The organism is Planctobacterium marinum (assembly GCF_020687805.1).
In the GTDB taxonomy this organism is placed as follows: Bacteria; Pseudomonadota; Gammaproteobacteria; order Enterobacterales; family Alteromonadaceae; genus Planctobacterium; species Planctobacterium marinum.
On record NZ_JAJEWQ010000002.1, the window covers coordinates 82390 to 101808 of the forward strand.

At 48.7% G+C, this 19419-nt stretch carries 23 protein-coding genes; 10 read left to right on the forward strand and 13 right to left on the reverse strand.

The window, feature by feature from the left end:
• Positions 1 to 25 precede the first annotated feature (25 nt).
• The 3 genes from LJ740_RS05665 to LJ740_RS05675 are packed head-to-tail and all read left to right on the forward strand — an operon-like array spanning position 26 to position 4142.
• Positions 26 to 919: an alpha/beta fold hydrolase gene (locus tag LJ740_RS05665; RefSeq protein WP_229528106.1), complete on the forward strand. Its 894-nt coding sequence runs from the start codon at positions 26 to 28 to the stop codon at positions 917 to 919.
• Between the two features lie 5 nt (positions 920 to 924).
• Entirely contained in the window at positions 925 to 2412 is a 1488-nt protein-coding gene (locus LJ740_RS05670; protein WP_229528107.1) for an SLC13 family permease, read from the forward strand.
• A 44-nt stretch (positions 2413 to 2456) separates the two neighbouring features.
• Positions 2457 to 4142 carry an NAD-dependent malic enzyme gene (locus tag LJ740_RS05675; protein ID WP_229528108.1) on the forward strand — a complete coding sequence of 562 codons (1686 nt, stop codon included), beginning with the start codon at positions 2457 to 2459 and terminating at the stop codon, positions 4140 to 4142.
• 98 nt (positions 4143 to 4240) lie between these two features.
• Here the strand turns inward: LJ740_RS05675 and LJ740_RS05680 are convergent, their stop codons facing one another.
• The 13 genes from LJ740_RS05680 to LJ740_RS05740 form a co-directional block, all read right to left on the reverse strand.
• Positions 4241 to 4693 (reverse strand): YHS domain-containing (seleno)protein, encoded by a 453-nt coding sequence (locus LJ740_RS05680; RefSeq protein WP_229528109.1) that lies wholly within the window; start codon positions 4691 to 4693, stop codon positions 4241 to 4243.
• 130 nt (positions 4694 to 4823) lie between these two features.
• Positions 4824 to 6185 (reverse strand): magnesium transporter, encoded by a 1362-nt coding sequence (gene mgtE / locus LJ740_RS05685; RefSeq protein ID WP_229528110.1) that lies wholly within the window; start codon positions 6183 to 6185, stop codon positions 4824 to 4826.
• 359 nt (positions 6186 to 6544) lie between these two features.
• On the reverse strand, positions 6545 to 6820 hold the full coding sequence (locus LJ740_RS05690) for an HPr family phosphocarrier protein (RefSeq protein WP_229528111.1): 276 nt from the start codon (positions 6818 to 6820) through the stop codon (positions 6545 to 6547).
• Complete coding sequence (rapZ, locus tag LJ740_RS05695; RefSeq protein ID WP_229528112.1) at positions 6817 to 7662, reverse strand: RNase adapter RapZ; 846 nt, start codon at positions 7660 to 7662, stop codon at positions 6817 to 6819. The genes LJ740_RS05690 and rapZ overlap by 4 nt, the downstream gene beginning before the upstream one ends.
• Positions 7659 to 8102: a PTS IIA-like nitrogen regulatory protein PtsN gene (gene ptsN, locus LJ740_RS05700; RefSeq protein WP_229528113.1), complete on the reverse strand. Its 444-nt coding sequence runs from the start codon at positions 8100 to 8102 to the stop codon at positions 7659 to 7661. Before ptsN ends, rapZ begins: the two co-directional genes overlap by 4 nt.
• A gap of 16 nt (positions 8103 to 8118) precedes the next feature.
• Entirely contained in the window at positions 8119 to 8406 is a 288-nt protein-coding gene (gene hpf, locus LJ740_RS05705; RefSeq protein WP_229528114.1) for a ribosome hibernation promoting factor, read from the reverse strand.
• A gap of 27 nt (positions 8407 to 8433) precedes the next feature.
• On the reverse strand, positions 8434 to 9927 hold the full coding sequence (locus LJ740_RS05710) for an RNA polymerase factor sigma-54 (protein ID WP_229528115.1): 1494 nt from the start codon (positions 9925 to 9927) through the stop codon (positions 8434 to 8436).
• 71 nt (positions 9928 to 9998) lie between these two features.
• Positions 9999 to 10724 carry an LPS export ABC transporter ATP-binding protein gene (lptB, locus tag LJ740_RS05715; RefSeq protein ID WP_229528116.1) on the reverse strand — a complete coding sequence of 242 codons (726 nt, stop codon included), beginning with the start codon at positions 10722 to 10724 and terminating at the stop codon, positions 9999 to 10001.
• Positions 10725 to 10759: 35 nt separating this feature from the next.
• A complete protein-coding gene (lptA, locus tag LJ740_RS05720) occupies positions 10760 to 11266 on the reverse strand; it encodes a lipopolysaccharide transport periplasmic protein LptA (protein ID WP_229528117.1) in 507 nt (168 codons plus the stop codon).
• Entirely contained in the window at positions 11229 to 11798 is a 570-nt protein-coding gene (gene lptC / locus LJ740_RS05725) for an LPS export ABC transporter periplasmic protein LptC (RefSeq protein ID WP_229528118.1), read from the reverse strand. Before lptC ends, lptA begins: the two co-directional genes overlap by 38 nt.
• Positions 11795 to 12349, reverse strand: a complete 555-nt coding sequence (gene kdsC, locus LJ740_RS05730) for a 3-deoxy-manno-octulosonate-8-phosphatase KdsC (protein ID WP_229528119.1) — start codon at positions 12347 to 12349, stop codon at positions 11795 to 11797. Before kdsC ends, lptC begins: the two co-directional genes overlap by 4 nt.
• On the reverse strand, positions 12349 to 13326 hold the full coding sequence (locus tag LJ740_RS05735) for a KpsF/GutQ family sugar-phosphate isomerase (protein ID WP_229528120.1): 978 nt from the start codon (positions 13324 to 13326) through the stop codon (positions 12349 to 12351). The genes kdsC and LJ740_RS05735 overlap by 1 nt, the downstream gene beginning before the upstream one ends.
• A gap of 15 nt (positions 13327 to 13341) precedes the next feature.
• Positions 13342 to 14301 carry a calcium/sodium antiporter gene (locus LJ740_RS05740; protein WP_229528121.1) on the reverse strand — a complete coding sequence of 320 codons (960 nt, stop codon included), beginning with the start codon at positions 14299 to 14301 and terminating at the stop codon, positions 13342 to 13344.
• 478 nt (positions 14302 to 14779) lie between these two features.
• On the opposite strand from LJ740_RS05740, the gene LJ740_RS05745 reads away from it, so the two are divergent.
• Genes LJ740_RS05745 through murA form a run of 7 tightly spaced genes read left to right on the forward strand, consistent with a single transcriptional unit; the run spans position 14780 to position 19384 of the window.
• Positions 14780 to 15574, forward strand: a complete 795-nt coding sequence (locus tag LJ740_RS05745) for an ATP-binding cassette domain-containing protein (protein WP_229528122.1) — start codon at positions 14780 to 14782, stop codon at positions 15572 to 15574.
• A gap of 1 nt (position 15575) precedes the next feature.
• A complete protein-coding gene (gene mlaE, locus LJ740_RS05750) occupies positions 15576 to 16355 on the forward strand; it encodes a lipid asymmetry maintenance ABC transporter permease subunit MlaE (protein WP_229528123.1) in 780 nt (259 codons plus the stop codon).
• Positions 16356 to 16365: 10 nt separating this feature from the next.
• On the forward strand, positions 16366 to 16833 hold the full coding sequence (gene mlaD / locus LJ740_RS05755; protein ID WP_229528124.1) for an outer membrane lipid asymmetry maintenance protein MlaD: 468 nt from the start codon (positions 16366 to 16368) through the stop codon (positions 16831 to 16833).
• A 33-nt stretch (positions 16834 to 16866) separates the two neighbouring features.
• Positions 16867 to 17493, forward strand: a complete 627-nt coding sequence (mlaC, locus tag LJ740_RS05760) for a phospholipid-binding protein MlaC (protein WP_267498172.1) — start codon at positions 16867 to 16869, stop codon at positions 17491 to 17493.
• On the forward strand, positions 17486 to 17797 hold the full coding sequence (locus tag LJ740_RS05765) for an STAS domain-containing protein (RefSeq protein ID WP_229528125.1): 312 nt from the start codon (positions 17486 to 17488) through the stop codon (positions 17795 to 17797). Before mlaC ends, LJ740_RS05765 begins: the two co-directional genes overlap by 8 nt.
• 17 nt (positions 17798 to 17814) lie before the next feature.
• Positions 17815 to 18078: a BolA family protein gene (locus tag LJ740_RS05770; RefSeq protein ID WP_229528126.1), complete on the forward strand. Its 264-nt coding sequence runs from the start codon at positions 17815 to 17817 to the stop codon at positions 18076 to 18078.
• 43 nt (positions 18079 to 18121) lie between these two features.
• A complete protein-coding gene (murA, locus tag LJ740_RS05775; RefSeq protein WP_229528127.1) occupies positions 18122 to 19384 on the forward strand; it encodes a UDP-N-acetylglucosamine 1-carboxyvinyltransferase in 1263 nt (420 codons plus the stop codon).
• The last annotated feature ends 35 nt before the right edge of the window (positions 19385 to 19419 follow it).

The window sequence follows — 19419 nt, forward strand, 5'->3', positions numbered from 1 at the left end:
ATGTAATCCATTAAAGAGAACGATTATGATGAAAATGTTTTCCATGACGGCAGCGTTGTTGTTGCTGTCTGTTTTTCAAAGCGCTTGCGCGACGATACCCACGCAACCCTGGCAGGGGCGAGAGGTGGGCAATTACTCATTTACCCAATGGCCTGGCGGGAAAATCAACGTGGAGTTTATTGTTCCACAAGGGGCCGGTGAAGATACGCCGGTATTACTGGTTATTCCCGGAGCAAAACGCAACGCCGATGAATACCGTGATCAATGGCATGAACTGGCGTTAAAACACCAGTTTGTGGTGTTGGCTATTGGTTGTAGTTTGCAGGTTTGTGACAGTGAGTACTTATATAATCTGGGGGGGCTGACCGACCACCAGGGGCAACCGCAACCCGAAGCCATGCAGTTTTATTCGGTTCCTGAGTTGGTATTTGACGATTTTGTGCGCCGATTTGGCTCCGCGCAAACCCGGTTTGCGTTGTACGGGCATTCTGCCGGCGGCGGATTTGTACATACCTTTATGTTGAATCGCCCCAATGCGCCGGTATCTCAGGCGGTAGCGGCCAACCCGGCGTTTTTTACCATGCCGGATGAAAGCCCGTATCCTTTTGGACTCGGCGGTACTGCGCATACGCCAGAGTCAGTTGATGTCTGGTTGCAACAACCTCTGACCATCATGTTAGGGGATCAGGACACCGGGCCTCGTACCAAGGCGCTCAGTAACAGTGCCAGGGCCAATGCTCAGGGACGCAACGTGTTTTCTCGTGGATTGCGGTTTTACGCCACAGTCATGAACACTGTGATAGAACGCAATATCGAATCCCCATGGCGCATCGACGTTGTACAGGGTGTCGGTCACAGCAGCACCAAAATGGTGCCCGGAGCCGTTCATTATCTGTTTCCGGAAATGCTGAAGGAGTAATGAGCATGGCCCAAGACTTACCCATTACAGACAATCAGCAAGCCGCCAGTGGCCGCGCCGGATACCAAAATCTGGGCATGTGGTTGGGACCTTTGCTGTTTATATTAATTGCAATCTCCCCAACCCCCGAAGGGCTGAGTGATACCGCCTGGATGACGGCGGCGATCGGTGTATGGATGGCAATCTGGTGGTCCACAGAAGCGGTGCATGTCGCCGTTACGGCGTTACTGCCTTTAGTGGTGTTTGCGCCACTGAATATTTTGCCCATAAAGGCGGCATCTGCCCCCTATGCTAATCCGACGATTTACTTGTTTTTAGGTGGTTTTATTATTGCGACGGCATTGCAGAAAGCCAACCTGCACAAGCGTATCGCCTACTTTATTTTGAGTTATGTCAGTCGTTCTGCGCGTTCCATTATTCTGGGGTTTATGATTGTCAGTGCCATTTTGAGTATGTGGATGACAAACACATCGACCACCATGATGTTGCTGCCTATTGCATTGTCCATCGTCTCTACCATGGAAACAGAACAATCCGGTTTTTCGCTGAAAGAGCGGCGGCATTTTCAATTGTCGTTGTTACTGGGCATTGCTTACGCCGCAACCATTGGCGGCATGTCTACGCTGGTGGGCACACCCCCCAATGCCTTTTTAGTGGGCTTTATGAATGAAACCTACAATGTGCAACTGGATTTTGCAAAGTGGATGCTCATCGGAGTGCCACTGAGTGTCACTCTGCTCCCCATCGCCTGGCTGGCACTAACTCGTTGGATTTACCCGGTCTCGTTTGTAACCCCGGATAGTGCGCGTATGCAACTGGCAAAACAACGCCAGGCATTGGGGCCGGTCCGTCAGGAAGAATGGCGGGTAGGGATAATTTTTAGTCTGGTGGCACTGGCGTGGATGACCCGGCCTTTGCTGTCGACCTGGTTATCTATTGATGGACTTTCCGATGCCGGAATAGCGATGTTTGCCGCTGTTGCACTGTTTATTGTTCCTGCGGGAAAGGGACGGGAAGGTGCATTAATGGCATGGGAAGACATGAAATCCATTCCCTGGGGGGTACTGGTTTTGTTTGGTGGGGGCCTGAGTCTGGCTGCGGCGGTATCTGATTCTGGTCTGGCGCAATGGTTAGGCGAGGGGCTCGTGAACATGAATGCCTTTGGCATGATTGTGTTGGTTCTCTGTGCGACCACCCTGGTGATCTTCCTGACTGAGCTGACCAGCAATCTCGCCACATCGGCAACCTTTCTGCCGGTTGTGGCTGTGTTGGCGCTGGAAATGGGAGGCGAACCTATGATGCTGATGATACCAGTGACTCTGGCGGCAAGTTGTGCCTTTATGCTGCCGGTGGCAACACCACCTAATGCTATCGTGTTTTCCTCGGGTTACATCAGTATTCCGCAGATGGCGAAAGCCGGATTTATCCTCAATCTGATGAGTATCCTGTTGGTAACAGCACTTGCCGTGTGGGTAGCTCCGCTGATTTTCTGAGCTACGCAATTGCATCTGAATAACAACACCTGAGATTACTGTGAATGCACAATAAGAATCAAAAACCCTTATATTTGCCCCATGCGGGGCCATCGCTTTTGGATATGCCTTTGCTTAACAAAAGCAGTGCCTTTAGCGAAAGTGAGCGTATTGCCTTTAATTTAGAAGGTCTGTTACCGCCTCAATACGAATCGATAGAGCAGCAGGTTGAGCGCACCTTTAAGCAATACCAGCAATTAACATCGGATATGGCACGGCATATATTTTTGCGGGATATTCAGGATAGCAACGAAACTTTGTTTTATCGTCTGGTTGAACAGCATATCGAGCTGATGATGCCGATCATCTATACCCCAACGGTGGGTGAGGCTTGCCAGCAATTCTCGGATATTTACCGCAGTGCCCGGGGATTATTCATTGCCCATCATCAGCAAGATCGAATCGATGACATTTTACATAATGCCACCAAGCGCAATATCAAAATCATTGTGGTGACTGATGGTGAGCGGGTGCTGGGATTGGGGGATCAGGGCATTGGTGGCATGGGTATTCCGATCGGAAAACTATCGCTGTACACCGTCTGTGGTGGTATCAGTCCCGCGTATGCCTTGCCTGTGATGTTAGACGTTGGCACCAACAATGAGGCGTTACTATCTGATCCCATGTACATGGGATGTCGTCACCGACGCATCAATGAGCAGCAATACCACGAATTTGTGGATGCTTTTATGCAGGGCGTAAAGCGACGTTGGCCCAACGCCCTCATTCAATTTGAAGATTTTGCGCAACATAACGCAACGCCGCTGTTGCAGCGTTATAAGCAGGAATACTGCTGCTTCAATGACGATATTCAGGGCGCGGCGGTGGTCGCTGTTGCAGTCATGCTTGCCGCCTGTGCGGCTAAAAAAGTGGATATCACTCAGCAACGCGTTGTTATTGTCGGGGCAGGGTCAGCTGGCTGTGGAATTGCAGAACAATGGATTGCCTGTCTGAGAGAGCGAGGGCTGACCGATGAACAGGCACGGCAGCAGATTTATATGCTGGATAGGGATGGAATACTGACCACGTCCACCCCTGATATGAAGCCATTTCAGGCCCGTCTGGCACATGCTGGCTTACCGGCAGGGCTTTCTAGTCACACGGAACACAGTTTGCAGGATGTTATGCATGCGGTGCAACCGGATATGTTGTTGGGCGTTAGCGGTCAGCCTGGTTTGTTCAATGAAGCTGCCATTAAAGCAATGCATCAATATTGCGCGCAACCGGTGATATTGCCGCTGAGTAATCCCTCACGTCTGGCTGAAGCTCAACCCGAAGACGTCTTGCGCTGGACGAATGGCGCAGCCTTGCTTGCAACGGGCAGTCCGTTTGACGATGTCAGCCTGCAAGGGGCTCAGCACGTAATTAGTCAGAGCAACAACAGTTATGTGTTTCCTGCAATTGGTCTGGCGGTGGTCAGTACCGGGGCTAAGCGCATCACGGATGCAATGTTGATGGCGGCCAGTAAAGCGTTGGCCGGTTGTTCGCCTTTGGTAAATCAGGGCTGTGGCGGGTTACTACCACCTTTGCAGGAAATTCAGGCGATCAGTAAAGACATTGCGCTGGCCATCGCGAATGTGGTTGTTCAGGAGGGGGATGTGCCCGGGCTGAGTGAGGCTGAATTGCGGCAGCGTATAGAGGAAAATTTTTGGACTGCCAATTACCGACCTTATCTGAGAAAAGCGTTTTAATCACTAACCGTGCTTCGCCAAACTGGCAATCGCGTTCAGGCTGCAGTCTGGTTCTGCCTGTCCCCGCGCGATGGCGGGGATAAAGTGACACTTAGCAATCAGAGTTCATCGGCGGGCACGTGTTTAATTTCCGGCCAGTTGTTGTCGGCTTTGACAATATTGCCGGCAACATCTTTTAACCAAAACGCGTGAATTTCTTCGTTTTTATTAACGAACAATTGTCCGTCGACAATTTTGAAGGCTTTGCCATTGACTTCAAATTTTTTGCCAAAGCTTGTGCAGGTTGAACAATAACCACCGTAAGCAGGGGCATACTGCTGCGGATTTTGGTTGAAGGTATTGCGGTTTTCAGCAGAGCTGAACCGATAAATGGCTCCCTGGTAAACAGCAGTAAATTCAGCCTTACCCATCACAGGTTTGTTGTCAGTGAAATAGGCCACGGCATCATGCCCTGCCAATATCACGCCATTGTCATCGGTTTGGGTATCAATCCCAGCCAGAGTATTTAAGCTAACGAAAAGTGCAAACAGTGTAGAAACGATACGGATCATTATTGTATTCCTGTAGTGTAATTAACAGACAACAAGACCTCAGGAGTATTGGAGTAATTTCTGACTTTTGGGTTATGAGTTAGCGCGTTTTGGTTTGAAATTTAATTCGAAAACCATGTTGGATGCGGGTCTACAGCAACAGCCAGGTGGCGGTGCCCAAAAACGCAAAGATACCCACCACATCGGTAATGGTGGTGAGAATCACACTGCCCGCCAACGCGGGGTCGATTTTCAGCTTTTTCATCACGATGGGTAGGATAACGCCCGACAGGCCCGCTGCAACCATATTGACCATCATGGCAAACGCAATCACCAATCCTAACATGTAATCTTGTTTCCAGACGGCAACAACCGAGGCAATCAAAACCGACCAGATGATGCCATTGAGAAAGCCGATAGCCAGTTCTTTACTGATCAACCAGCGAGAGTTTGAGGCGCTGACATGGCCCAGTGCCATACCGCGAATAACCAGAGTGAGGGTTTGGTTACCGGCCACACCCCCCATGCTGGGAACGATAGTATTGAGGATGGCCAGAACCGCCAACTGACTTAATGTGGCTTCAAACAGGTCGCTGACCATGGCGGCCATCAGAGCCGTAAACAGGTTGACACCTAACCAGATGGAGCGGCGTTGCGTACTTTTGAGTACCGGAGCGAAGGTATCTTCTTCATCTTCCAGACCCGCCATACTCATCATGGAGTGTTCGGCCTCTTCACGGATGATATCAACCACGTCATCAATGGTAATACGGCCTACCAGTTGATGATTGGCATCCACAACAGGTGCCGACAGCCAGTTGTGACGCTCGAACAATTTAGCTACTTCGGTTTCGTCCAGATCCACCTTGATGACTTCCGGTTCTTCTTCCATGATTTCTTCAACACTGATCTCCGGGGCCGCAGTAATCAGGCTGGTAAGAGGCACCGTCCCAATCAACCGATCATAGCGGTTGGTGACATACAGCATGTCGGTATCTTCCGGTAGTTCCTGCTTGAGTCTCAGGTAGCGCAGAATCACTTCTACACTGACTTCCGGTCGCAGTGTAATAGTGTCGGTGTTCATAATGAAACCGGCGGTACCTTCACCATAGGATAAGGCTTGTTCTGCTCTGGCTCTGTCCATGCTGTCCATGGACTCCAGGACATCCTGAACCATTCTGTCAGGCAGACCGTGCAGCATTTCTGCAAGGTCGTCGGTGTCCATATCTTCCAGGGCGTCAGCAAGTTTTTCAGGCACCATTTCGCGCATGATGCCGTTGCGCACATCCTCAGACAGTTCTTCTAACACATCGCCGTGGTAATCAGTATCGATGAGTTTCCAGAGCAAAGAACGATTGCGAACCGGGGTGGATTCTAAAAGTAACGCGACATCTGCGGGGGGAATGCTGTGCAGCATTTTGCGCACATGCACAAACAGGCCATTACTGAGCGCGTCGTTAATGGCATCCAGTTGCGTGGTGACGTATTCCTGTTCGAGCTTATTTTGTTCCATCAGTGTGCTTCCTCACCAGAGGGCACAAGAGAGAATACTGCCATGTCAAACGTTGCTGACTGGCTTTGCGGATACTGAGAAACGTTGCTGCGGGCTGATATAAGGGTGTAGAAAGCTGTACCGAATCCGGCTAAATCACGATGTTTTAGATTTAGATAAGGTGTTCCCGGCACTTATCGACACTCCTTATTTTTGCGATGAACTGATTTCCATTAACAACCTGAAAGTCCTTTACAGATGAGCGTTCTGTATACACAGGTCATTGTTATTGTTCGTTTATTATAGTTTATAGCAATAAGTGGCTGCTGGATATCTACTAATGAAACAAATCACAATCCAGGTTTAAATATTGTGAAACACTACTCAGCTTCGTTAAACCGCGCGGAGAATAATGCGGAAATTGCCTCTAATGCCGGCTCGGCATCATTGCCTTCGCAAATGACTTTCACCTGTTTGTTTTGTGACCCTTCCAGCATCATTAAGCCCAAAACACTGTCTGCAGAAGCACTTTTGCCGTCTTTGTGCAGCATAATAGTTGCGGAAAATGAGGCGGCCAGCTTCACCAGTTCGGTGGCTGCTCTGGCGTGAAGGCCCAGTTTATTGGTGATGGTTAGGGTTCGTTCTGCTCGATTCACGCGTCCAGATCCCGGTGTCTGATTTGCACATCAGGGTGAGCAACAGAAAAATAATTCGCCAGGGTTTCAGCGATGAATACTGAGCGATGTTGTCCGCCGGTACACCCTATGGCAACGGTCACGTAACTGCGGTTGTTTCTCTCAAGATGCGGCAGCCAGGTTTCGATCAGGTTTTGAAATTGACCGATCACTTTCACCACGATGGGCTGTGCTGTCAGGTATTGAGCAACGGGCGCATCTTTACCTGAATAGGGTTTGAGTTCAGGTATCCAGTGTGGATTAGGCAAAAAGCGCACGTCAAAGACGTAATCGGCGTCTTTCGGAATACCGTTTTTAAAGCCAAAGGATTCAAAAACCAGGACCAGTCGTGAGGACTTCTTGCCCAGAATGCGTTCTCGCACCAGTTCTGCCAACTGATGGATCGACAATTTATCGGTATCAATGTGCAGGTCTGCGCGTTCGTAAATAGGGACCAAAAGTTCCCGCTCTTTAACGATAGCGTCAGCCAGAGAAATGTTGTTTTTGGATAAGGGATGAAGGCGTCTGGTTTCGCTGTAACGCTTTACCAAAATATCGTCACTGGCATCCAGATAAATAATGGTCAGGTCGGTTTTGTTGGGCAAAAAATCCAGATTCTCTGTGAGTTGTTCTGGGTCTTTAGGTAAGTTACGCACGTCAATACTGACGGCAATCTGGTCGTATTCACTGACAACCGCGTGGGTCAGTGTGGGTAACATACTCACCGGAAGATTGTCTACGCAATAGTAGCCAAGATCCTCAAGCGCCCTTAATACTACAGACTTTCCTGAGCCGGACCGTCCACTGATCACAATTAATTTCATACCAATGCTTCATATAATGCGTTGTCTGAATGGCAATTGCGGATTACTTTGGTGACCTCTTTGTCACTGAGTTTTTGAGCTATACGGGCCAGGGTTTGCAAGTGACCTTCTGTTTGCTCAACGGGCACCAAAATCGCAAAAAATATATCGACCGGTTGATTGTCGATTGCGTCAAATTCTATACCAGGCGAGCAGGTGAGTACAATAGCCAGGGGACTACTCAGACCTTCAACACGACCATGTGGTATGGCGATGCCGTTGCCGATCCCGGTACTGCCCATTTTTTCCCGGCACAGAAGACTGTTCAGAACGTCTTCTTCATTGAGTTCGCTGAGTTTTTCACTGGCAACAACACTGATGATTTGCAGAGCGCGTTTTTTGCTGGTAATGGGGACTGCACAGCGCGTGCAGTCCGATGAAAGGATGTCTTTGATTTCCATCCTCGTTTAGACTCCTCTAATGACTCTTGAGCTTTTCTTTATGCTTAATTACCTGCCTGTCGAGCTTGTCGATGAGAGAGTCAATGGCAGCGTACATGTCTTTGTGCTCGGATGTCGCAAAAACTTCTCCACCGTCGAGGTGCATGGTTGCTTCTGCTTTTTGATTGAGTTTTTCAACGTTTAAGATGACATATACATTGTTTATGTGATCAAAATGTCGTTCCAGTTTAGTGAATTTTGTATCGACATAATCGCGAAGAGAATCGGTGATTTCGACGTGATGACCTGATAAGTTTATTTGCATAATTGGTCGTCCTTCTTGTAGGGAAGTCTATAACAGACTCTTACGTTGGTTAGATGGAGGAATCGAGAGCGATTCCCGGTATTTTGCAATGGTTCGCCGGGCTACCATAATGCCCTGATCGGCTAACAATTGCGCAATTTTGCTATCACTGAGTGGCTTGGCCTGATTCTCAGCGGCCACCAGTTTTTTAATCAATGCCCTGATGGCGGTAGAGGAGCATTCCCCACCATTTTCTGTGGCCACATGGCTGGAGAAGAAATACTTCAGCTCAAAGATCCCTCTCGGGGTGTGCATGTATTTCTGCGTGGTCACACGGGAAATCGTAGATTCGTGCATATCCACCATTTCAGCCACGTCGTTAAGCACCATGGGCTTCATCATTTCCGGCCCGTGCTCGAAAAAGCCGTGCTGTTGCTGGACAATACAATTGGCCACTTTGAGTAGGGTGTCGTTGCGGCTTTCGATACTCTTGATAAACCACTTCGCTTCCTGCATATGCGAGCGAATAAACTGCCCGTCGGCACTATTTCTGCTGCCCCGGCTCATGGCGGCATATTGCTGATTGATATTGAGCTTTGGCACGGAATCGGGGTTGAGTTCGACAATCCAGCGTCCGGATTTTTTCATGACCGAGACATCGGGGATCACATAATCTGGTTCTTTAGTATTCAAGGTACTGCCCGGATGCGGATTCAGGGTTTGCAGTAACTTTAATACTTCTTTGAGCTGTTCTTCACGCAATTTAGATTTTCTGATCAAGGTACGAAAATCTTTTGCCATTAACAGATCGGAAAAGTCACACAGCAGTGATTTTGCTTCCTGTAACCAGGGAGTGTCTTTGGGGAATTGCCCCAACTGCACCAGCAAGCACTCTTGTGGTGTGATTGAGCCTGAACCTAAGGGGTCGAAGTGTTGAATGCGTTTTCTGACACATTCCACTTCGTCGATTTCAATTTCTTCATCATCGAGGCTTTCGAGGATTTCCTCAACCGAAACGGTGAGATAACCGGATTCATCAATAGAATCTATGATGGCCAAAGCAATGGCTTCATCGGTTTCGCTGAACGGGGTCAGGTGTAATTGCCAGAGCAGATGATCCTGTATGGATTCACTGGTTTCACCCTGATACACCTGGTCGTCATCCGGGCCTACACCACCTGACGAGGCGGGTGCTGATGATGCGCTGTAGTATTCGTCCCAGGTGCTGTCTATGGGAAGCTCATCGGGTAAATCGTTCTTTTCCAGTGCATCACTGGAGTCAATGCCGTCTGAACCACTGAATTCGTTGTCGCTGTCGGCGCCATTCAACTCAGCCGTTTTGGGTTCTTTGAGTAATTCCAACGCTTCATCGCTACCGGCTTCGGTATTTTCATCCACTTCCAGCAATGGATTGGCGTCTAACGCATCCTGAATTTCTTGTTGCAGGTCAAGCGTTGACAGTTGCAGCAGACGAATTGCTTGCTGCAATTGAGGGGTCATTGTTAGCTGTTGGCTAAATTTTAGTTGTAAAGACGGCTTCATTAAAAATGGTTTTTTCCGACTCCAGAGCTCAGGGTTACTGTGCCCCAATCTTTAGATTGTTGTTAGTGTTACTATAGCCTGAATTGCTCACCCAGGTATACATCTCTTACTTGCTGATTTGCTAAAACTGTTTCGGGTTCGCCTTCGGCAATGACCTGTCCATGACTGACAATATAGGCCTGTTCGCAGACATCCAGCGTTTCTCTGACATTGTGGTCAGTGATCAGTACGCCGATCCCCCTGTCCCGCAAGTGGTGAATAATCTTCTTTATATCATTAACAGAAATAGGGTCAACGCCTGCGAAGGGTTCGTCCAGCAAAATAAATTGCGGATTGGCGGCCAGAGCGCGGGCAATCTCTACTCTGCGACGCTCACCGCCAGACAAGCTCATGCCCAGATTATGACGAATGTGATTTAAATTAAATTCATCCAGCAGTTCATCGGCAAGTTCTTCGCGTTGCTCGTTATCCAGCTCTTTGCGCATTTGTAAAATGGCCATCAGATTCTGGAACACACTGAGTTTTCTGAAAATTGAAGATTCCTGGGGCAAATAACCGATGCCATGACGCGCCCGCACATGCATAGGTTGCAAGGTCAGTTGATGCTGATCAATAAAAATCTCCCCTTTGTCCAGGGGAACGAGACCGACGATCATGTAAAATGTAGTGGTTTTCCCGGCCCCATTGGGTCCCAGTAAACCAACTATCTGGCCGGTACTAACTTCAATGCTGACATCTCGCACCACCTGACGGCTTTTATAGGATTTTGCCAGATTATTCGCGTATAACGTGGGCACTTAAATGAGTTTCCTTGTTCGGTTGCACTTGCAGATTAATTTTTATCGTCGGTCTGAAAAACAGTGGTCACTCTGCCATCCGCTTCGTTGCTTCCGGCGATTAACTGTTCTTTCTCTAAATTAAAGCTGATCTTTTCACCTTTCACCATACTGGTGTCCTGATAAAGTTCTGCCGCACCATTAAGCTCCAGGGTCCGAAACTCAACAATGTAACGAATTTCTTCAGCTTTGGCGGTGATTTTACTGCCGTCATCCATAGTTTGGGAATAAACAGCGGGTTTGCCAAGCGCCACAAAGATTTCTTTGCCTTTGCCATCCTCTGCCGACACTCTCACTTCGTCAGCATTAATGGATAGGGTGCCCTGGCGCACGTTAACATCTTCTTTGAATACAGATGTTTTGCGTTTTCCATCGACAAACTGAGATTTTGAATCAACCTCAATGGGAAGTTTAAAGTCATCTTTCCCAGCCCATGCCGGACATGACAGCAGGAGCAATACACTGCTAATGGGCAACAGGTTGTTGATAAATCGTTTTAACATGGTCTTTGAGTTCCAGTTTACGGGTCAACAGATTAACTGTTAAGCCGTTGCTTTCAATAATGAAATCCAACCCGGTGATGGTGACCGGGTTATTCGATTTGGCTGTTTTGTTGAGCAAATCAATTTCTACAAAGCTGGTTTCGATAGTTTGTACAAAGTCGTCCTGATTAAGACTTTTGATAAGGACATTTTGCTCAAGTTCAATACGTTGATCACTATACAGTGTCCCCTCATTTGCAACAATTTGCCAGGGGGAGTCTGTTTCATCGGTGTAAATGGTGTATTCGGGTTGTTCAAACAGCGTAAAGCCGAGAATATCGTAGTGCTCCATCGAGGAGGCAAACACCTCGTGGTTGACGCTGCCAGATTCGTTATAGAGGGTACTTTTCATATTGCGGGCCTGATAATTGGGATTCCAGGCTTCCGGTGTGTCGTCTATGGTTTGTGGCGTATTATCATCGGCAATCATATTCACGTAGAGGGTTAGCAATACGATAAATAACAGACCGATACTGATGTGAATACGACTCATACGCTACTCGCCAATATACCTTGCAGTTTTCCTTTGCTGAATAATATCAGGTCACATAATTCCCGAACACATCCGAATCCACCCGGTGTGGTGGTGCGGTAATTACTTAAATGCAGTACGCCCGGATGCGCATCGGCGGGAGCCACTTTTAGTTGGGCTAATTCAAACATGCCGGTATCGGGTAAATCATCGCCAATCGCGGCAGTGTGCTGCGCGGGAATATTCAGGGAGTGTTGCAGTGTTTGTAACGCAGACTTTTTCTGCTCTTCGCCTTGGATAATATGACGCACCCCCAGCGCTGAAAACCGGTCAGAGACTATCTGCGATTTTCTGCCGGTTATGATGGCAACTTCGACGCCGGCGGTTAACAGTGCTTTCAGACCATAGCCGTCTTTGGTGTGAAACGCCTTGAGCTCTTCTCCCTGGTTACCCAGATAAATGCGACCATCGCTGAATACCCCGTCTACATCACAGGCCAGCAGTCTGATGTCGCGCATATACTCTATCAGTTGAGGGGCCAGCGGGCCGTAAAGCGTGTCAACTTGTGTCATTAAACCACCCCGGATTTGACCATATCTAACATATTTAACGCACCAATGGGACGCTGCTCGTCATCTACCACAATCAGGCCACTGATGTTGCGGTTCTCCATTTGGGTCAGCGTTTCTGCCACCAACATATCTTTGCGGGCGGTATAGCAGTTTTTGGTCATCACATCTTTGATGAGCGTGGCGTGAACGTCTTTTCTGGCATCGATAACCCGGCGTAAATCGCCATCAGTAAACACCCCAATCAGCTTGCCTTGCTCGTCAACGATGCCCGCCAGGCCTAAGCTTTTTTGAGTGATAACGACCAGGGTATCCCGCACACTGCTGTTTGCGTCAACGGTGGGAACGCGATCACCGGTATGCATAATATCTTGTAAGGTGAGTAACAGTTTTTTGCCCAGTGAACCACTGGGGTGCGACAGGGCAAATTCTTCAGCAGTAAAGTTTTTGGCGTCCAGCAACGCGATTGCCAGCGCATCTCCTAACACCAGGGTTACACTGGTGCTGGATGTTGGGGCCAGTCCCAGGGAGCAGGCTTCCTGCGGCACCGCTATAGACAGGTGGATATCAGCATAACGCCCCATGGCAGATTCCGCAGAGCGGGTCATCGCAATGATTTTTATACCCAGCCGCTTGACTACCGGCAACAAAGACACCACTTCAGAGGTTTCACCAGAGTTGGAAATCGCCAGTAACACATCTTCCTTACCCAGCATCCCCAGGTCACCGTGTCCCGCTTCTCCTGGGTGCATAAAAAATGCCGGTGTGCCGGTGCTAGCCAGTGTTGCCGCAATTTTATTGGCAATGTGACCGGATTTTCCCATACCGGTAACGACAACCTTGCCCTTGCAACCAAGCAGCAACTGACAGGCCTGGATAAAGTGTTCATCAAAGGCGTTTCTGAGGTTTTGAATCGCATCCAGCTCGATATCCAGAACCCGTTGGGCTGAGGTAATCAGTTGTGCAGTATCGACTTTCATTAGGCTTTTACCCGGTTATGCCACAAACAGAAAGGTGAGGTAGCCGATATATCCGGCCACCAGAATGCCACCTTCCCAGCGGGTTATTTTGCGCACACCACGTAAACCAAAGCTGAATAACAGCAGCAATACGGTGAACACCAGCATCACGTGGATGTCCCGGTTAGCAGCATCAGCATCGATTAGGCCCGGTGCGATTAATCCCGGCATCGCCATTACCGCTAAAATGTTAAAGATGTTAGACCCGATAATGTTACCCAGTGCCATGTCATCTTCGCCTTTTAATACACCGGCAATACTGGCCGCCAACTCGGGAAGGCTGGTACCAATGGCAATGATGGTCAGGCCTATCATCAGTTCGCTCATGCCAAAATATCTGGCGATGTTCACCGCTGAATCCACCATAATATCGGCGCTGATGGGCAATAGCACCATGCCCACCATAACCCAGAAAATCGCTTTGTGGGTTGGCACATCGGATGGAATTTCTTCAGCCGTGTCGGTGCCATAAGGATCTTTGCGATCAGCCTGAATAGACAGCCAGGTGAGACCACCAATTGTAACAAAAAACAGAATCATCAGCGCGATACCCTCGCTGCGACTCAAACTCAAATCTGCCAGAAACCAGGCCGCGGTGAGTGACACGATAAGTAGTATCGGCATTTCCCGACGAATAGTGCCGGAGCTGACCATCAGGGGTTTAAACAGCGCAGTAAGGCCCAATACCAAACCGATATTGGTGATGTTTGAACCGATAGCATTGCCCACTGCGGTGTCGGCGTTACCGGCCATTGATGCAGTGGCTGATACCATGATCTCCGGGGCGGATGACCCCATGGCGACAATGGTCATCCCGATAACCATGGGGGAAATACCGAAGTTTTTAGCCATGGCTGAAGCGCCATAAACGAACCTGTCAGCACTCCAGCTCAGCAGTGCAAGTCCAACGATAAAAAGGGCAATGTCTGTCAGCATGGATAAAAATCGATCTTCTTGAAATGTAGTGGCAAGGGAATGACTCTAATATGGGTACAACTTTAAAAGTTTAAACTATTTGAACCCCAATGTTGAAGTAAGTTCGGCAAATACCGGCGTTTATTGAGTCCGGGTGCACAAAAATTGCGCCGCATCGTCGCGGACTGTACCTGACAAGGCCGGGTAATTTTGTCTGGCAAAGCCCGGTCGGGTGAAAATCGATTGTTTCTGAAATTTAGAATATATCTTGTTACTTTTTGATTTTGTTTTGCCGCCTTGAAACTTCGTAAAATAGCACCAATATCGGGGCATCGGATAAAATGAGCTGAACGACCTTAGTATCGGGATACACACTGATACACACTCCTTTACAGGCTACTGACAGAATAAGGTTTCAACTTGCTCTATAATTTGTAAAAAGCCAACACCGAAAAGGACTGAAAAAAGGGAGAGGGCGGCGCGCTCGGGATTGCACACTATGAAAAATCTGGTCGAAATTAAAAATCTGACATTCAAACGGGGTGATCGCACGATTTACCACGATATTAGTATGTCTATACCCGAGGGTAAAACTACCGCAATTATGGGGCCGAGCGGTATCGGTAAAACCACCATGTTGCGTTTAATTGGTGGCCAGCTCAAACCCGACAGCGGTGATGTGCTATTTGCCGGTAAGTCAATCCCGGGAATGAATCGGGCGCAATTGTATGCATGTCGCCGTCATATGAGTATGTTGTTTCAAAGTGGCGCCTTGTTTACCGAAATGTCGGTCTTCGACAATGTGGCATTTCCGCTCAGAGAGCATTCACACCTTTCTGAGGATGTGATCAGAACTATTGTACTGTTGAAATTGCAGGCGGTGGGTTTGCGCGGCGCGGAAAAATTACTGCCCAGTGAGTTGTCCGGCGGCATGGCAAGGCGGGCTGCGTTGGCCCGCGCGATTGCGCTGGACCCGCGCCTGATCATGTACGACGAACCCTTTGCCGGGCAAGATCCTATATCGATGGGCGTGCTGGTAAAATTAATTAAAGATTTGAACGATGCACTGAACCTGACCAGTATCGTGGTAACCCATGATGTGACAGAAGTGCTCACTATCGCTGATTACATTTATATTATCGCTGAAAAGCAGGTTATTGGCGAAGGGACACCGGAACAGATCAAAAATTCTGATTCTGCCCTGGTACAACAGTTTTTGCGCGGTGATGCAGATGGTCCGGTGCCTTTCCATTATCCGGTTGACGATATCAGCTCAGCGTTGTTAGGGAGTTAATATGGAGTTTTTTGCAAGGACCGGACGCAATACTATCGATGGAATAACCCGGATAGGTCGTGCGTCAGTGATGTTTTGGGGCGCCATTGTCGCCCGTCCAAGACCGATGAAATCGATTCCGCTGACCATTAAACAAATGTATGTGGTTGGTGTGCAATCCTTGTTGATTATCCTGGTATCTGGATTGTTCATCGGCATGGTGATGGGCCTGCAGGGCTATACCGTGCTGGTAAATTACGGTGCCGAAGAAAGCCTGGGGCCCATGGTAGCATTGTCTCTGTTACGGGAACTTGGGCCGGTGGTCACGGCGCTATTGTTTGCCGGGCGGGCCGGTTCAGCACTGACGGCAGAAATCGGTCTGATGAAAGCCACAGAACAGCTCAGCAGTTTGGAAATGATGGCGGTAGACCCGCTTCGTCAGGTTATCGCTCCCCGATTATGGGCGGGCATTCTGACCATGCCAATGTTGGCACTTATTTTCAGTGCTATTGGTATTTTAGGCGGTCATCTGGTTGGTGTTGACTGGCTGGGTGTCGATGCCGGCAGTTATTGGTCAATCATGCAATCTGCCGTGGACCTGAATGAAGATATTATGAATGGCGTCATCAAAAGCGTGGTGTTTGCCATTGTTGTTACCTGGATAGCGGTATTCAATGGTTATGACTCCATTCCTACCTCTGAAGGGATTAGTAAAGCGACAACGCAAACTGTGGTGCACTCGTCGCTTGCGGTACTGGGACTGGATTTTGTTTTAACCGCTGTAATGTTCGGAACTGAATAGGAGCTCATTAATGAATTCTCGTAAAATGGAAATTGCTGTTGGATTGTTTGTTTCGCTGGCGGTAGCCGCATTTTTGATGTTGGCCTTGAAAGTCGCTGATCAGGGTATGCAAGGCTCGGGCGAAACGTATGAGCTGTTTGCCAAGTTTGACAATATTGGCGGGCTGAAAGCGCGCTCAGCCGTGAAGGTGGGCGGTGTGATCATCGGTCGAGTTGACAGTATTTCGCTGGATAAAGACGATTTCACCCCTGTAGTAAAACTGGTTGTTAGTCAGGAATATGGTGATTTCCCTGATACCAGTTCGGTGTCGATTTTGACCTCCGGGCTGCTGGGTGAGCAATATGTGGGTTTTCAACCGGGTTTTTCATTTGATGGTGTAGACACCCTGAAACCTGGCGATTTCATCGAAGACACCAAGTCGGCGTTGGTACTGGAAGATCTGATCGGTCAGTTCCTGTTCAGCCGAAACGATGAATAATACAGATTAAAAATGATATTTGAGGGCAATAACATGTGGTTAAAAAAATTGGGATGGCTGCTATGCCTGTCGATGTTCTCGCTGGGCGCTATAGCAGACGAAAATCCCTATAAAATTTTACAAGAAGTAGCGACAAAAACATTTTCCCGCATTAAAGCGGAACAGGCCACTATTCAACAGGATCCTGACTTGCTGAAAGTTGTGGTTGAAGAGGAATTACTGCCCTATATCGATTATAAATTTGCCGGTGCCAAAGTGTTGGGTAAGCACTTTAAGTCGGTGCCCCGCGAGCAAATTCCGACCTTCTTTGAAGAGTTTCGCAAGTACCTGATTGCTACTTATGCGGTGGCTTTGGCGCAATACGAAGGCCAGGATGTGGTCTTTGAACCGGAGAAAGATTTCGATGGTAAAAAAGCGGTAACGGTGCGCGCTATCGTCAAAGATACCGAGCGTCCGGACATCAAAATTGCATTCAAAGTACGCAAAAACAGCAAAACCAAAGAGTGGAAGGCCTATGACATGGTGGCGGAAGGGATCAGTGTCTTGTCCAGCAAGCGCAGCGAATTCGAGTCGATTTTGCGTCAGGAAGGTATCGAAAAAGTGATCGCCATTATGCAAGAAAAGAACGCTCAAAAAATTACACTGGATAATGATGCTTAAATCAGTCGACAAAATTACCCTGACTTATCACGAGGGTTGCCTGAAACCAGAAGGCAGCCTGACTATTGAGTCAGTCCCTTGCGCAGACAAACAGATAGTGCCGTTGCTGAGCCAGTTTAACGAGGTTGTAAAGCTTGATCTGGCAGCCGCTGAAAACAATGATACGGCGGGGCTTGCCTGGTTAATTAATCTCAAAGCTAACCTGAAAAAATCGGGTAAATCACTGCAGCTGCTCAATGTACCCAATGCGTTAAAAAAGCTGAGTAAACTGAGCGATGCTGATAAACTGCTTGAAATAGACTAAAACAGACAGGTCATAAAATGGATCCACAACAGATAGAAGCGATTTTACAAGACAATTTACCACTGAGCTTTGTGAAAGTGGACGGTGATGGTTCCCACTTTCAGGTGATAGCCGTGGGCGATTGTTTTGACGGTGTTAGCCGGATTAAAAAACAACAAATGATTTATGGTCCATTGCAAAGCCATATTTCCAGCGGCGAGTTGCACGCGCTGACGATGAAAACCTTCACCGAGGCGCAGTGGCAAAAAGACAAAAAATTATTGTTCCCCGATCTGAGTTAATTCCTCTTTTACTTTCGTTCACCTTTTTCCCACCGGATTATTCATGGATAAATTACTCATCAAAGGCGGCCAGCCTTTATCTGGCACGGTCACCATTTCGGGGGCGAAAAATGCGGCGCTGCCCATCCTGCTCGCCAGTTTGCTGACGACTGAACGCTGTGTTTTCAGCAATGTGCCTTTTTTACGAGATGTGAATACCAGCCTGGCGCTGCTACAGCAACTGGGCGCCGAGGCATTCAGAGCGGAAGATGGCGATGTCCATATCAACCCGGCCTCTGTAAATAACCACACGGCGTCGTACGATCTGGTCAAAACCATGCGGGCCTCAATCCTGGTGCTGGGACCATTGTTAGCCCGCTTTGGGGAAGCCAATGTGTCTTTGCCTGGAGGCTGTGCCATTGGTGCCAGACCGGTGAATTTGCACCTGGAAGGCCTGGAACAAATGGGCGCCAGTATTGAAGTTGCCAATGGTTACATTCGGGCCTCAGTGAACGGGCGTTTACAGGGCGCGCATATTGTGATGGACAAAGTCAGTGTTGGCGCCACCGAAAACCTGATGATGGCGGCCACACTGGCAGAGGGTGAAACCGTTATCGAAAATGCGGCCAGAGAGCCTGAGATAACCGATTTAGCCTTGTGTCTGCAGGCGATGGGCGCACAAATTACCGGAGCGGGATCGGCCACTATCCATATTAAGGGCCGTGCACAACTGGGTGGATGCCAGCATAAAGTCTTACCAGACAGGATTGAAACCGGCACCTTTCTGGTCGCTGCAGCTGCTACCCGTGGCAAAGTGCTGTGTCAGAATGCAGCGCCTGACAGTCTGGAAGTGGTTTTGCGTAAACTCAGTAAAACCGGGGCTGTGATTGAAACCGGGAAAGACTGGATCAGTCTGGATATGCAAGGCAGGCAACCTAAAAGTGTACAGATCAGTACCGCTCCACACCCGGGCTTTCCGACCGATATGCAAGCGCAGTTTGTGGCATTAAACGCGGTAGCAGAAGGCACCGGCACCGTCACGGAAACAATTTTTGAGAATCGTTTTATGCACGTACCGGAATTGCAGCGCATGGGAGCAGATATTGCGCTGGAGGGACACAGCGCAATTACCAAAGGCAATTCAGTATTAAGTGGTGCCCAGGTAATGGCTACCGATTTACGTGCTTCGGCAAGCCTGATCATTGCCGGTTTGACAGCCGCAACCGGTGAAACCCTGGTGGATAGGATCTATCACCTGGATCGCGGTTATGAAAAAATAGAGAAAAAGCTCCGGGGCCTCGGGGCTGACATTACCCGAATCAGTTAAAACCTTTTGTCATTGCAGGCACCTTCGGGTGCCTT

Excerpts from the sequence above, each read along its gene's own strand:
- LJ740_RS05675 (WP_229528108.1), top strand. The coding sequence starts at position 2,457 with ATGCACAATAAGAATCAAAAACCCTTATATTTGCCCCATGCGGGGCCA.
- mlaD (WP_229528124.1), top strand. The coding sequence starts at position 16,366 with ATGAATTCTCGTAAAATGGAAATTGCTGTTGGATTGTTTGTTTCGCTG.
- rapZ (WP_229528112.1), bottom strand. The coding sequence starts at position 7,662 with ATGAAATTAATTGTGATCAGTGGACGGTCCGGCTCAGGAAAGTCTGTA.
- LJ740_RS05710 (WP_229528115.1), bottom strand. The coding sequence starts at position 9,927 with ATGAAGCCGTCTTTACAACTAAAATTTAGCCAACAGCTAACAATGACC.
- mgtE (WP_229528110.1), bottom strand. The coding sequence starts at position 6,185 with ATGGAACAAAATAAGCTCGAACAGGAATACGTCACCACGCAACTGGAT.
- LJ740_RS05665 (WP_229528106.1), top strand. The coding sequence starts at position 26 with ATGATGAAAATGTTTTCCATGACGGCAGCGTTGTTGTTGCTGTCTGTT.
- murA (WP_229528127.1), top strand. The coding sequence starts at position 18,122 with ATGGATAAATTACTCATCAAAGGCGGCCAGCCTTTATCTGGCACGGTC.
- lptC (WP_229528118.1), bottom strand. The coding sequence starts at position 11,798 with ATGAGTCGTATTCACATCAGTATCGGTCTGTTATTTATCGTATTGCTA.
- lptA (WP_229528117.1), bottom strand. The coding sequence starts at position 11,266 with ATGTTAAAACGATTTATCAACAACCTGTTGCCCATTAGCAGTGTATTG.
- LJ740_RS05735 (WP_229528120.1), bottom strand. The coding sequence starts at position 13,326 with ATGAAAGTCGATACTGCACAACTGATTACCTCAGCCCAACGGGTTCTG.
- LJ740_RS05670 (WP_229528107.1), top strand. The coding sequence starts at position 925 with ATGGCCCAAGACTTACCCATTACAGACAATCAGCAAGCCGCCAGTGGC.
- LJ740_RS05770 (WP_229528126.1), top strand. The coding sequence starts at position 17,815 with ATGGATCCACAACAGATAGAAGCGATTTTACAAGACAATTTACCACTG.
- mlaC (WP_267498172.1), top strand. The coding sequence starts at position 16,867 with ATGTGGTTAAAAAAATTGGGATGGCTGCTATGCCTGTCGATGTTCTCG.
- hpf (WP_229528114.1), bottom strand. The coding sequence starts at position 8,406 with ATGCAAATAAACTTATCAGGTCATCACGTCGAAATCACCGATTCTCTT.
- ptsN (WP_229528113.1), bottom strand. The coding sequence starts at position 8,102 with ATGGAAATCAAAGACATCCTTTCATCGGACTGCACGCGCTGTGCAGTC.
- LJ740_RS05740 (WP_229528121.1), bottom strand. The coding sequence starts at position 14,301 with ATGCTGACAGACATTGCCCTTTTTATCGTTGGACTTGCACTGCTGAGC.
- LJ740_RS05680 (WP_229528109.1), bottom strand. The coding sequence starts at position 4,693 with ATGATCCGTATCGTTTCTACACTGTTTGCACTTTTCGTTAGCTTAAAT.
- kdsC (WP_229528119.1), bottom strand. The coding sequence starts at position 12,349 with ATGACACAAGTTGACACGCTTTACGGCCCGCTGGCCCCTCAACTGATA.
- mlaE (WP_229528123.1), top strand. The coding sequence starts at position 15,576 with ATGGAGTTTTTTGCAAGGACCGGACGCAATACTATCGATGGAATAACC.
- LJ740_RS05765 (WP_229528125.1), top strand. The coding sequence starts at position 17,486 with ATGCTTAAATCAGTCGACAAAATTACCCTGACTTATCACGAGGGTTGC.
- LJ740_RS05745 (WP_229528122.1), top strand. The coding sequence starts at position 14,780 with ATGAAAAATCTGGTCGAAATTAAAAATCTGACATTCAAACGGGGTGAT.